Genomic DNA, 11,358 nt, shown 5'->3' on the forward strand with positions numbered 1-11,358 from the left:
AGCTTCATCTACGAACCCGACAGCTTTCGCCCGCTGGCAATGCTGGAAGGCTTTGGCCCAAAAGAAACCAAGCCCTATCACTACCAACTCGACCATCTCGGCACCCCGCAGGAACTCACCGATCCCAACGGCGAAATCGTCTGGTCCGCGCATTACAAGGCATATGGCAAAATCAGTCGGTTGGACGTAGGCAAAGTCGACAACCCGCTGCGCTTTCAGGGCCAGTACTTCGACCCAGAAAGCGGCCTGCACTACAACCGCCATCGCTACTACAATCCAGATATTGGTCGTTACCTGACGCCAGACCCGGTGAAGCTGGCAGGTGGGATCAATGCGTACCAGTACGTTCCCAATCCTACCGGGTGGGTGGATCCACTGGGCCTCAGCACTTGTCCAGGAGATAGTTGCAAAACTGAAGGTACATTTAACGACCCGTCAAAACCCGTACGTGCAAACGAAGGAGAAGTCGAGCTACCCAATACGGGTGGCGCGCAGAGAGCAGCAAAATACTCCGCCAACTGGAAAACGGCAGACCTAAATGAAAACATTGTAAAGTTCGCCGGTACCGATCCAGTCGTCACCACAACGGGCAAAGGTAAAAAAATACATAAAAACTCTTCTGATGGTATAGAAGTAGTAGAAGATCTGAATGGAGGCTATTTTAGAATTCATGACCCTTCGCTACCGGGATCTAGACGCTACCTCAGCCTAGAAGGCATTGTACCAAACAACAAACTATCTCCTTCTGGAAAGCAAATGGGCAGGACACAAAGTGAATATAATGAAGCCACCCACTTCAACAAAGGAATGAAGGAATGAAGGAATGAAGCTCATTTGTACTCCTTTGACCTTGGAAGCGATGAACCTGTTAGATACAGATCATTGCCCGGAATCATTATTGGAAAGCATTTCACTGACAGACGAAGAATACCAACAACTTTGGGAATCAGGAGTTTTGGAAACTATCAATTTCCAGCTTGGAAAAATGATCGATGATTACGAGGATGAGAACATCCGGTTTGAGTCAGATCTAAAAAAATCCCTGAAACTATTTGAAAACAATTCAATACCTAAAAATCCTGAACTGGCAAAAAAAATCACTTATCTCAACAGGATGGCGATAGAAAGAGGCACTGGACTATATTTCTTTTTCTAAAACTTATCGACTCAGGAAATATTATTGATCCAAACAATTTAGAAAGCTCGCACTTTAAATCCTCAGACCTATATGAACAACTAGCAAAAACATAATCAACTCAAAACAATGAATTTCTTGTTTCAAACATACAAGATGAATATAAAAAACAAATATGAGCTACTTTGACGAAGAAATAATAGAAGACTTCAAAAAAACAAGTGCAAAACTCACCATTCTTCCTGAAAGCGAACACGATTTTATAGTGAACGCAATAAATGAAAAATTCCCTTTCGCTGGAAACCGAATCGCATGGGACTCTTTAAAAGACAGTACTTATTTCGGTACAACAGCATCACAAGGTGCACTCGAATCACTTACAAAAAAAATCATACGCGTCAGCGGAGATTGTATTCTTGTAGTTGGCGATTCGACTGACAACGCTTACTCAACGAGCAATGTTGCTTTAGCATTACAAATTTTTTCGACTATACCTCAACACACCTATATAGTGTCAGAATCTATTAGCTGGATAGCCTGCATCTCATTTGAGGGAGATTTAGACTTCGCAAGTCTGTACTGAGTTGTCAAAAGCTTGGCCCATCAAAGATGAACGCTCGTCAGTAGCAGATCGCAATTTCAACTCAAGGATTGAAGAATATTTATTAAAAACAAGACGCATCACAACACTTAATAATGGAGACTTATTAAAAACAGCAAAACAAGCAACATTTACTCGACATTCAAGAGCATCCCAAGCCACCCGCCGCGATCTCAAACAAGCCATCAATCCGCGCACTCTCCACCGCACACACCACAAAATCGCCGCATTCACCACCAAACCCCAAAATCCCGTCGGTCAGCGAACCCAGCGCCGGGATGTCATCCGGGTACAGCGTGCTCAGCGCAATCGCGGCCACAATCCCTGCCAACACTAGATCCCACAGATTGCGCCGAGTTTATTTCCCCGACAGCTGAAGATGCCAAATAACGCTGACACGACCAATTAAATAATCAAGTTTGATTTGTTGCTTGTGTGTTTTGCTTTTACGTCCACGCCACGACTAATAACCCCACACCCAACACCAGGCACAACGGCGAGTAAACCCAAGTATCCAGACGCGCAAAACGCGACCCGCAAACCTTCTTGGAAAAACCAACCAATTCCGAGTCGCCAATGGCCCTGGCAAACATCAACATGGCAATTGCACTGATGCCCCATTGCAGCGCGCCGTGGGGCACAGGCGAGAAATACAAACCGGCACGCAAGCACACGAGCAACGCTATCGCCACCAGCCCCATCGCTACTAAAAAGGTGCCCAATGCCGAAGGTTTGAACGCGGGCTTTGGCCCCTTGGCGAATTCGCCGGGCAGTTGCGGGATAGCGGCGAGGCTGCCGAGCTCGCCGCCGGCGGCCCAGTACAGGTGCACCATACTGATGCAGGTGAAGATGGCGACCATCCAGCGTGCGACAACAAAGCTCATGGCAGGCTCTCCCTGAAATGTGCGAATGAGGATAGTCGCCCTGAGATTTTTTGTAGGCATTTCGTCGGCGGCTGATGGTAAAGTGCCGCCCCATGAAAATCGCTCGTGCCGATCGCTCGCTCATTGCCTGGATGCTTTATTGCTGCGTCCTGTTCAATGTGTTCGCGTGCAGTATTGGGCATGGGCAGATGCTGGGGATGCAGCTCAATGGCATCGGCGGTCAATTCTGTACCGTCGACCCGCGCACCCAGGCGCCCGCGTCGAAAGACACCACCGATGAAAACCTGCCGACGCTGTCCAAGGCCTTCGGTTGCCCGCTGTGTTCCACTGGCGGGATGGGCCCGGCGCTCAGCTCCAGCCTGAATGTGGCCGTGCTGCCCCAACCCCACGCGCCACCTCCGGCCGTGGTGCTTGCCGCTGACATTCCTGCCCGTTTCACCTGGCCTACGGCCAACCCGCGCGCGCCTCCTGCTTTCGCCTGATCCCTTCGCTGTCTGAGCTGCACTGGCCACCGTTCCCACGGAGGAATGCGCGCGGCCGTGCGTTGTTTTCAAGCTGAGTTTTTCAGGATTCAATCATGAAATATTTACCCCTGTTGGCGGGCCTGTTCGGCTGCGCGCCTGTTGGCGCCTCTGCGATTGAGCTGGCCCCCACCACCATTGATGGCGAGCGAACTGCCGAACCCGGCCTGACCCTGGACCAGTCCAGCGGCGTGGCGTCGCGCCTCGGGTTGAGCGTGCGGGAAACGCCGGCGTCAGTGGCCATCGCCAACCGTAACGATATCGAGCGCCACGGCGCCAAGACCTTCCGTGATGCGGCCAACACCCTGCCGGGCGTTAACGCGAGTGCACCGCCGGGGTTTGGCGGATTTGTGTCTTATCGCGGCTTTACCAGCAGTCAAATCACCCAGATGTTCAACGGCATCAACGTCGCCACGGGCCTGGCGCGCCCGGTGGATGCGTGGATCTATGACCGGGTCGAGCTGGTCGGCGGCCCCTCCTCTCTGATCAACGGCGCAGGCTCCGTGGGCGGCTCGCTGAACTACGTGACCAAACTGGCGACCCGCGAAGAACAGGCCGCCGAAGGCCAACTGACCTATGGCAGTTACGACACGGCGGGAATGGCCTTCGGCCTGAACCACGCGCTGACCGAGCCGGGTGCCGATGTGCAGCACTACGCACGCTTGGATGTGAGCCGCAACACCAATCACAGCTATATCGACCGCGATCAGCGCGACGCCTGGAGCGTGGCGTTTTCCCTGCTCAGCGACCTGACGCCAGACCTGTCCCACACCCTGGCACTGGAATATCAGGATGAACATGAGGACAGCCCGTACTGGGGCACGCCAGTGCTCAACCCCAAGGCTGGCGAGTTGAAAATCGACACGCACAACCGTTTTAACAACTACAACGTCGCCGATGGCCGTTACGAACAGCGCACCCTCTGGGCGCGCTCGATCATCGATTACCGGATCAACGACAGCACCACGTTGAAAAACACCCTTTACCACCTGGATAGCCAGCGCGATTACCGCAACCTGGAAACCTACCAGTACAACGCTGACAACAGCGCGTTGAACCGCTCCACTGCTTATCAGGTACGTCATCAGGGCGAACAGAGCGGCAACCAATTCGAATTGCGCCATGACGACAGTGTGTTCGGTCTCTCGACAACCTGGTCAGGGGGCTTTGAATACAAGGTCAACAGCACCACCAACAACCCATTGAATGTGCCAGGCAAGAGCACGGTGGACCCAAACAACTACGACCCTGGGCACTTCTACGACATTCCCGGCACGAAGCCGGGCTTCGTCAAGGACAAGACCAACGCGGTCACCACCAAAGCGCTGTTCGTGGAAAACCGCCTGGGGCTGACCGACAAGCTCTCGCTGCTGACCGGTTTGCGCTACGACGCCATCGACCTGGATGTCACCAACCACCGCCAGGTGACGGCCACCAACCCACGCCACTTCAAGCGCAGTTGGGAGCCGGTCACCGGGCGCGTGGGTCTGACTTACCAGTTCATTCCGTCGGCCAATGTATATGTGCAATACAGCACCGCCGCCGAGCAGCCCTCCACCACCACGCAGGTGTTTGACGTGTCCACGGGCAAGCAGTGGGAAGTGGGCAGCAAGTTCGACTACCTGGACGGTCGCGGCTCGGCCACCGTCGCCGCCTATAAAATTGAGCGCAAGGATTTCGCCGTCACCGACCCGCTGGCCCCTGAAAACAGCATTCCGGTGGGCGCGCAGGCGTCAAAAGGGATTGAATTGGCCAGTTCGCTGCGCATCACCCCAAGGCTGTTGGCCGAAGGCAATTTTGCGTGGGTAGACGCCGAGTACGACGACTTCAACGAGAAAATTGCCAGTGGTGCGGTGGTCTCGCGCAAAGGCAACACGCCGACCAACGTGCCCAAGCGCGTGGGCAACCTGTGGCTGACCTATGACTTTGCCGAAGACTGGCAAGGCGGCGTGGATGCGCGGTACGTGGCGCAAGTGTATGCGGATAATGCCAACACTCAGACGGTGCCAGCCTACACGTTGTTCGGAACGTTCTTGCGCTATAAGGTGGATTCGCACACCTCAGTGACCGGGCGAGTGCGTAACTTGACGAATGAGGTGTATGCGGAGTTTGCGCATGTGTCGCCGGCGTATTACCTGGGATCGCCGAGGACGTTTGAGGTGGCGGTTCAGACTAAATTCTAAGCCTGAAATGTAATTAAAAAATGTGGGAGCGGGCTTGCTCGCGAATGCGGTGGTTCAGTCAGTACATCCAGTGACTGAACCACCGCATTCGCGAGCAAGCCCGCTCCCACACTTATCTCTATGTATCAGGAAGACAGGGTTTACTTGAGGCTCGCCTCCACCTTCTGCGCCACGTCATCCGTCAACCACGCTTTCCACACCTGCGGGTGTTCCTTGAGAAACACCTGCGCCACTTCACGGGGCGCGGTGTGGTTCTCACTCATCGCGGCCAATGCTTTATTCAGCGGTTCGATGGGAAACTGCACTTTGGTGAAGAACTCGGCAATCTGCGGATGCTCCTTCTGGAACGGCGTCGACACGCCAATGCTCAACCTGGACGCCAACGAGCGCGTCGGCCTTGGGTTGGGGTTGTCTGCATCTGTCAGCGTCTTCCACGCATCCGCGTCAAACGGCGGTTCTTCCAGCTGAATCAATTTGTAACGCCCCATCAATGGCGTCGGCGACCAGTAATAGAACAGCACCGGCTTGCCACGACGGATCGACGAAGCGATCTCGGCATCCAGCGCTGCGCCCGAGCCACTGCGGAAATTCACGTAGCTGTCGTTGAGGCCATAAGCCTTGAGTTTCTGCGCGTTGACCACTTCCGAAGTCCAGCCGATCGGGCTGTTCAGAAAGCGCCCCTTGCCGGGAGACTCCGGGTCCTTGAACACGTCTTTATAGCGCGCCAGGTCCTGCACCGTCTTGAGGTCTGGCGCCAGAGGCTTGAGGCCTTTGGACGGGTCGCCCTTGACCACGTATTCCGGCACCCACCAGCCTTCAGTAGCGCCTTTGACCGTGTCGCCCAAGCCCACCACTTTGCCTTCGGCCTCGGCCTTGATCCACACCGGGCTGCGGCCCGCCCACTCTTCGCCGATCACCTGGATATCATTTTTCGCCAGTGCGGTTTCCAGGGTAATGGTGGTGCCGGGCAACGTGTCAGTAGGCAGGTCATAGCCTTTCTCGACAATAAACCGCAGCACCTCAGTGATCAGGCTGCCGCTTTCCCAGTTCAAGTCGGCGAAATGCACCGGCGCCTGGGCCGCAGATACCGGCAACGAAGCCACCGATAGACTCAAGGTGGTCAGGGACGCCGCCAACAGGGATTTCAATCCTTTCATGCTCTTGCACCTCGCGTGTTCGCAGCCATAACGGAGGGCTTTGCTGCTTATGCGCGAAGCCTCTGAATAGTTAAGTCAACTCAACTGTAGTAGAGGTTCCGGGAGAGGACGCATGCACCGGTAGTTTATGAATTACTCGCTGGCCTTGAACGTCACCAATTCACCCTTGCGCCATTTGGCAGCCTTGCCGGTGACGGCCTTGAGGGTTTTGGTCAAACCTTCCTGCAACTGCTCGTTGGCGGCAAACACCAGCATCACGCTGTGGCCTTCCTTGAACACGATGCCCTGGCCTTCAGCCGAGGAAACAAAGGCGTAGTCGCCCAAGCCATACACCGTCAACTTGATATCGCGAAACTTCAACTCGAACTTGCCGCCTTCACGGCTTGGCAACACCGCTGCACGGAAGTGGTCGCCTACCTTGAGTTCCAGGCGCTGTTTGTCGTCCACCACCAGTGCCGATTCGGTATCGATCTCGGCGATGTAGATGCCCTCGGGCGTCTGTTCAGTGATGTAAACAAAACGGGATTGAAACTGCTTGACCAACTTTGCGCGCAAATCACCCAGCACGAATAAAGCGTGCATATCCAGATTACTGACTGCCAAGGAAACGCCCCCACATCAAAAAAGGCACTGTCCGCCAAGCGCGGGCAGCACAAAAAACGGCCCGGAGGCACGATCACACACCTGCTTTAAAACTGAAGAAAAGCCCCTGCTGCGCCGTGAGACTAGTACAGGCGTGCACGATGGACCTTGTGAGAGGTCATCAGGCGTCACAGGAAATCACAGGTTCAACGGCACGAGAATACGTGCCGACCAGCTTCAGAGAATAGCCCAACTAAAAACGCAGTTTCCGACAGCTCACACATAACAAAATACCTGGCTTGGAACCAAGCACCGACTGCCGACGACAATACTAAAACAGCAACACGGGTTAAAACCACCCGAAACACAGCGCGGGACTCAATACGATCGATCGACAGGAGCTGACCATGCAACCACGCCAACACGCCGCTACGTCTTCCCGTACTCGTTCATCCTACCAAGACGAGCGTCAATACTACTGCCTGGAAAGCGAGAGCGGGTACTCCAATTCTGTTCTTTACCAAGTTGTACCTGCCGGACGCAATTTCTTTCATATCCTGGAAGTGACCAGCGGCAGGATCAAAGGCTTTCGCAGCAACCACACTCAGGCCTGCGCGCTAGCCAAAGAGCTGGAGGCAAGCTTGTACGCCCTTCACGGCGGCATCGTTTCGTCACCTGGATGACTTTACCGCGCCGCCTTTGCCCAACAACTGCCATACTGGCCCGTCCATTGAAATTTGCCCCTTGCGGGCCAGGTTTCATCAGTGCAGGTAGCTTGATGCAGTTAACTTGAAGGGAAGGCGATACGTGACGGAATTTGATATTGGCGAATTTTTCATCCATGGCGATGCCAGGGAAGTAGACGGTGAGTTTCAAGCGGTCATCATCATGCGGGCCAAACCACCGCTGAAAACCATCACCACGCACCAGGTCGAAAAAGATCGTTGGTTCAAAACTGTTGAAGCTGCCGCCGCCGCCGGTAGAGACGCCGCCAAGGCCCTGAAAACCGCCGTGGATTCAGGTGCACTCAATTCCTGATAATCCGATAGAACTCTGTCGCGCCCCAACCCTCACATGCACAACGACCTTCACTTTGCATGGAGAATGATTTATGGACGCGCCAATTCCTACGCTTCAAACCCTGTTCGATCAACTCGGCCTGGATTCAAACCCCGAGGCTATCGACGCCTTTATCGTCGCGCATCCGTTGCCTGAAGACGTGAAGTTGATCGACGCGCAGTTCTGGACGCCACAGCAGGCGCAGTTTCTGAAGGAAGAACTGCGTGACGACGCCGAATGGGCGATGCCGGTGGACGAGCTGAATCAACGTTTGCACCAACCGCGCTGACCCCCTTCAATGCAGGCTGTCTGATTGCTCCAGCAGCATCAGCGATTGCCAGGCAGCCCTGCATTCTTCCGCCTCATCGCGACTGGCGAACGCCGTGCCGCGCTGCTCACCATTGAGCAACACTACCCAGCACGCTTTTTGGCCCACCGCGCGCAAGGCTTCGGGAACGCCACTGCCAATCATCACGGCGACATCGACTTTTTTGTTTTGCATGGTGCTTCTCCGCTGCATTAGTTAGCTTGCTAACAATGTTGGTCATGCTACGGTTTTCTGCCAGTCGGAAAAAGCTATCTGCGGAATAGCTGCATTGCATAATCAGCAATAATCCCTACTGTTTGGCCTTCGCGCTTTCCGGTTTATAGCCCAAACGCAACCCGCCCCAATGCCGTCCGTTGACCATGATGGGCACGGACAGGTCATGCATCAATTCGCCCGTATCGCGGGTGTAGGTCTGCAACAAAACCGCTTGCTGATGGCTGCCGCAACGAATGCCGGTGCGGTCGTCGAACTTGCGCTTGGTGCGGTTCTGCACCGCGTCAACCTCGGCATCACCGGTGAGGGCATGGGAAAACGCCTTGTTGTGCGTCGGCACGTACCCCTGAGGCGTGCAGGCAATCGCGAACACCAGCCCTTCATGGCGCGGCAACAGCGCTTCCTGAATCGCCGGCAATACCTGATCGGTGTAGCCATCAAAACGCGTGTGGTATTTGCTCGGACGGGTATTCGGGATCGGCGTATAGCTGCGGTCAAACAGATGCTCCAGGCTGATACGGCGACTCACTACATCGGCCTCGAACTGCTCGGCAATGCGGCTGGCCCCTTCGCGGGCCAGGTCGTAGATGCGCTGGTGATAGTCATCCAGCCCCACTTGCGCCAAGCGTTCGCTGATGGTCTCCGCCTGCCCTTCCATTTGTACGGCCGCCTCCGCGAGTTGTCGGGTTTGCTGGTCGCTCACCGACAAATCGCTGCGCATTTGCTCCACGGCATGGAACAGGCTGTCGAGTTGCGCGCGGTTGGTGTCGGTGCCCTGGGCAATCGTATTGACCTGCCCTTCTACGTCCGCCGCCAGGCTGGCGATGCTTTGCAGGTGCTCACCGGCATGCTCGACCTGCTCGACGCCGATGTGCAGATCTGACGACAGCTGGCGAATCTGCTCCACGACCTGCGCAGTGCGTTGCTGGATATCCGCCACCATCACGCCCACTTCGTCGGTAGCCGTGGCCGTGCGCCCCGCCAAGCCGCGCACTTCGTCAGCAACCACGGCGAACCCGCGCCCATGCTCACCGGCGCGCGCCGCTTCAATGGCCGCATTCAACGCCAACAGGTTGGTCTGGCTGGCGATGGACTGGATCACCAGGGTTACACGCTGAATCTCTTCACTGCGCTGGCTTAACGCCTCGATCAGCTCACGGCTGGCATTCGCGCGCTGGCTGAGCTGGTGCATGCGGGTGATCGACTGTGCCAGCACTTCACGCCCTTCGGTGCTGCGTTGATGGGCCTGGCTCGCGGCTCCCAAGGCTTGGCGGCTGAGTTGGGATGTGACCTGTTCGGTGCCGATCATCACCTCGGCGCTGCTGACAATCTGCTTGGCCGCGCTTAATTGCGACTGCAAGCGTGCTGCCAGTTGCTTGACCGAATAGGCCACGCCGGCCGCAGACAATGCGTTATGGCTGGTGGTGTAGGAAAGATCGCGGGTCAGCTCACCCATCGTATCAACGGCTTCGGAGGGCACGCTGCGCGGCGTTCGCGCTTTAAGGGATGGCAGCCAGATCACCAGCAAGGCCAAGGGCAGGCCCAGGTAGATCGGCAAGCCGGCAAATGCGAGGCCCAGCAGTACCAGCACCAGGGCGATGCTCTGCAAAAGCGGCGTCAACCAGCCGGGCAGCGCGCGCGCCACCGTTTGCGGTGGCACTGCTGCGCCCATCAGAGATCCGTCTCCAGCCATCGTTGTCACCCCACTGCTTGTCGTTATTGTTTGTGCATTAGACGCCACTATTGGGCCATTATCTATGGGCCTTTGGTGGTGTGCTTGCAGCAGATCAATAGACGTGGGGGGTAACGGGGATTTTTTTGGGGGAGACCGATAGCACGGCCCCCCCGTTCACCGCATCAGGCTTGACGCTGGTGCTTGTCGATCTGCTCGTGGCGCTCTTGCGCTTCGATGCAGTACTTGGTGGTCGGGCTGATCAGCAGGCGCTTGAGGCCAATAGGCTCGCCGCTGTCATCACACCAGCCAAAGGAGTCTTCCTTGATGCGCTCCAGAGCACGCTCGAGCTGCGGCAGCATGCGCTGGTCGCGGTCGATGGCATTCACCAGCCAGGTGCGCTCTTCTTCAACGGAAGCGGCGTCAGCCGGGTCAGCCGGGGTGTCCAGGCTTTCAATGGCGATGCGGTTCTGCTCGATGCGCGCGTGGTGTTCCACTTTCATGTCTTGCAGCAACTTCTCGAAAAAAGCGTGCTGTTCGGCATTCATGTAGTCATCCGCCGGCATGGCCAGCAACTTTTCCTTTGTCATTGATTTCTCTATAAAAAATACGTGCATTAAGGCGAATAAGGGAGCGTTCCGGTCGACCTTTGCAGGTCTCGGAAAGGCGCCATCCATTCCAAGCGCCACCCGGCACTCAATTTACGAGGGGCGGCAGTCTAAGGCCGACTTGAGGGCGCAGCAACTGAAAAGACAGGCAATTTTTCCGAGATAACCCCCAAAAGCACCAGGACGGGCTCGGTGAATGGTTATCGGAGTGCGTTTATAGCAAGAAATTCAGTGGTATGGAGGTATATAGAAGACCAACGGTTAGAACTGTCGGATAAAGATTAAATGTGGGTTGGGGGTTTGGGGGCATATCCGTTATTTGGGTGAAGGCTGATATGGGTTCCGCTCTTACAGCGGCTCACTTTTGGAAAGACCCAAAAGTAAGCAAAAGGTCTTCGCCCCACCACTCGGCACC

At 55.5% G+C, this 11,358-nt stretch carries 14 protein-coding genes and 1 pseudogene; 8 read left to right on the forward strand and 7 right to left on the reverse strand.

Features of this window, described 5'->3' with window-relative positions:
• The 3 genes from Q7C20_RS26090 to Q7C20_RS26100 form a co-directional block, all read left to right on the forward strand.
• Positions 1–819, forward strand: an 819-nt coding sequence (locus Q7C20_RS26090) for an RHS repeat domain-containing protein (RefSeq protein ID WP_375071106.1), incomplete at its 5' end; no start/stop codon positions are given.
• A 4-nt stretch (positions 820–823) separates the two neighbouring features.
• Complete coding sequence (locus Q7C20_RS26095) at positions 824–1,156, forward strand: hypothetical protein (RefSeq protein WP_375071107.1); 333 nt, start codon at positions 824–826, stop codon at positions 1,154–1,156.
• Between the two features lie 154 nt (positions 1,157–1,310).
• Positions 1,311–1,718 carry a hypothetical protein gene (locus Q7C20_RS26100; RefSeq protein ID WP_375071108.1) on the forward strand — a complete coding sequence of 136 codons (408 nt, stop codon included), beginning with the start codon at positions 1,311–1,313 and terminating at the stop codon, positions 1,716–1,718.
• A 160-nt stretch (positions 1,719–1,878) separates the two neighbouring features.
• Here Q7C20_RS26100 and Q7C20_RS26105 read toward each other — a convergent pair.
• Positions 1,879–2,141: pseudogene (locus Q7C20_RS26105) on the reverse strand (sodium:solute symporter family protein); the annotation flags it as partial.
• A gap of 41 nt (positions 2,142–2,182) precedes the next feature.
• Complete coding sequence (locus Q7C20_RS26110) at positions 2,183–2,620, reverse strand: DUF3995 domain-containing protein (protein WP_375071109.1); 438 nt, start codon at positions 2,618–2,620, stop codon at positions 2,183–2,185.
• Between the two features lie 92 nt (positions 2,621–2,712).
• On the opposite strand from Q7C20_RS26110, the gene Q7C20_RS26115 reads away from it, so the two are divergent.
• Together Q7C20_RS26115 and Q7C20_RS26120 are read left to right on the forward strand one after the other, a co-directional pair.
• Positions 2,713–3,102 carry a DUF2946 domain-containing protein gene (locus Q7C20_RS26115; RefSeq protein ID WP_348060734.1) on the forward strand — a complete coding sequence of 130 codons (390 nt, stop codon included), beginning with the start codon at positions 2,713–2,715 and terminating at the stop codon, positions 3,100–3,102.
• Positions 3,103–3,197: 95 nt separating this feature from the next.
• Complete coding sequence (locus Q7C20_RS26120) at positions 3,198–5,324, forward strand: TonB-dependent receptor (protein ID WP_375071110.1); 2,127 nt, start codon at positions 3,198–3,200, stop codon at positions 5,322–5,324.
• A gap of 140 nt (positions 5,325–5,464) precedes the next feature.
• Here Q7C20_RS26120 and Q7C20_RS26125 read toward each other — a convergent pair whose 3' ends face one another.
• On the reverse strand, positions 5,465–6,481 hold the full coding sequence (locus Q7C20_RS26125; protein ID WP_348060730.1) for an ABC transporter substrate-binding protein: 1,017 nt from the start codon (positions 6,479–6,481) through the stop codon (positions 5,465–5,467).
• Positions 6,482–6,613: 132 nt separating this feature from the next.
• Positions 6,614–7,063, reverse strand: a complete 450-nt coding sequence (locus tag Q7C20_RS26130) for a hypothetical protein (protein ID WP_017846547.1) — start codon at positions 7,061–7,063, stop codon at positions 6,614–6,616.
• A 407-nt stretch (positions 7,064–7,470) separates the two neighbouring features.
• Here Q7C20_RS26130 and Q7C20_RS26135 point away from each other — a divergent pair, with 407 nt between their 5' ends.
• The 3 genes from Q7C20_RS26135 to Q7C20_RS26145 all read left to right on the forward strand — a co-directional run bounded on the left by Q7C20_RS26135 (position 7,471) and on the right by Q7C20_RS26145 (position 8,411).
• Complete coding sequence (locus Q7C20_RS26135) at positions 7,471–7,746, forward strand: hypothetical protein (protein WP_348060726.1); 276 nt, start codon at positions 7,471–7,473, stop codon at positions 7,744–7,746.
• Positions 7,747–7,870: 124 nt separating this feature from the next.
• A complete protein-coding gene (locus Q7C20_RS26140) occupies positions 7,871–8,101 on the forward strand; it encodes a hypothetical protein (RefSeq protein WP_375071111.1) in 231 nt (76 codons plus the stop codon).
• Positions 8,102–8,174: 73 nt separating this feature from the next.
• Entirely contained in the window at positions 8,175–8,411 is a 237-nt protein-coding gene (locus tag Q7C20_RS26145; RefSeq protein ID WP_375071112.1) for a DUF2789 domain-containing protein, read from the forward strand.
• Between the two features lie 6 nt (positions 8,412–8,417).
• Here the strand turns inward: Q7C20_RS26145 and Q7C20_RS26150 are convergent, their stop codons facing one another.
• From Q7C20_RS26150 to Q7C20_RS26160, 3 genes are all read right to left on the reverse strand, one after another.
• On the reverse strand, positions 8,418–8,624 hold the full coding sequence (locus Q7C20_RS26150; protein WP_375071113.1) for a hypothetical protein: 207 nt from the start codon (positions 8,622–8,624) through the stop codon (positions 8,418–8,420).
• Between the two features lie 115 nt (positions 8,625–8,739).
• Entirely contained in the window at positions 8,740–10,356 is a 1,617-nt protein-coding gene (locus Q7C20_RS26155; RefSeq protein ID WP_375071114.1) for a methyl-accepting chemotaxis protein, read from the reverse strand.
• 164 nt (positions 10,357–10,520) lie between these two features.
• Entirely contained in the window at positions 10,521–10,925 is a 405-nt protein-coding gene (locus Q7C20_RS26160) for a TraR/DksA C4-type zinc finger protein (RefSeq protein WP_123718138.1), read from the reverse strand.
• Between the last annotated feature and the right edge of the window lie 433 nt (positions 10,926–11,358).

The organism is Pseudomonas sp. AMR01, from assembly GCF_041946035.1.
In the GTDB taxonomy this organism is placed as follows: domain Bacteria; phylum Pseudomonadota; class Gammaproteobacteria; order Pseudomonadales; family Pseudomonadaceae; genus Aquipseudomonas; species Aquipseudomonas antarctica_B.

Excerpts from the sequence above, each read along its gene's own strand:
- Q7C20_RS26145 (WP_375071112.1), top strand. The coding sequence starts at position 8,175 with ATGGACGCGCCAATTCCTACGCTTCAAACCCTGTTCGATCAACTCGGC.
- Q7C20_RS26120 (WP_375071110.1), top strand. The coding sequence starts at position 3,198 with ATGAAATATTTACCCCTGTTGGCGGGCCTGTTCGGCTGCGCGCCTGTT.
- Q7C20_RS26110 (WP_375071109.1), bottom strand. The coding sequence starts at position 2,620 with ATGAGCTTTGTTGTCGCACGCTGGATGGTCGCCATCTTCACCTGCATC.
- Q7C20_RS26160 (WP_123718138.1), bottom strand. The coding sequence starts at position 10,925 with ATGACAAAGGAAAAGTTGCTGGCCATGCCGGCGGATGACTACATGAAT.
- Q7C20_RS26155 (WP_375071114.1), bottom strand. The coding sequence starts at position 10,356 with ATGGCTGGAGACGGATCTCTGATGGGCGCAGCAGTGCCACCGCAAACG.
- Q7C20_RS26135 (WP_348060726.1), top strand. The coding sequence starts at position 7,471 with ATGCAACCACGCCAACACGCCGCTACGTCTTCCCGTACTCGTTCATCC.
- Q7C20_RS26130 (WP_017846547.1), bottom strand. The coding sequence starts at position 7,063 with ATGCACGCTTTATTCGTGCTGGGTGATTTGCGCGCAAAGTTGGTCAAG.
- Q7C20_RS26125 (WP_348060730.1), bottom strand. The coding sequence starts at position 6,481 with ATGAAAGGATTGAAATCCCTGTTGGCGGCGTCCCTGACCACCTTGAGT.
- Q7C20_RS26115 (WP_348060734.1), top strand. The coding sequence starts at position 2,713 with ATGAAAATCGCTCGTGCCGATCGCTCGCTCATTGCCTGGATGCTTTAT.
- Q7C20_RS26150 (WP_375071113.1), bottom strand. The coding sequence starts at position 8,624 with ATGCAAAACAAAAAAGTCGATGTCGCCGTGATGATTGGCAGTGGCGTT.
- Q7C20_RS26100 (WP_375071108.1), top strand. The coding sequence starts at position 1,311 with ATGAGCTACTTTGACGAAGAAATAATAGAAGACTTCAAAAAAACAAGT.
- Q7C20_RS26095 (WP_375071107.1), top strand. The coding sequence starts at position 824 with ATGAAGCTCATTTGTACTCCTTTGACCTTGGAAGCGATGAACCTGTTA.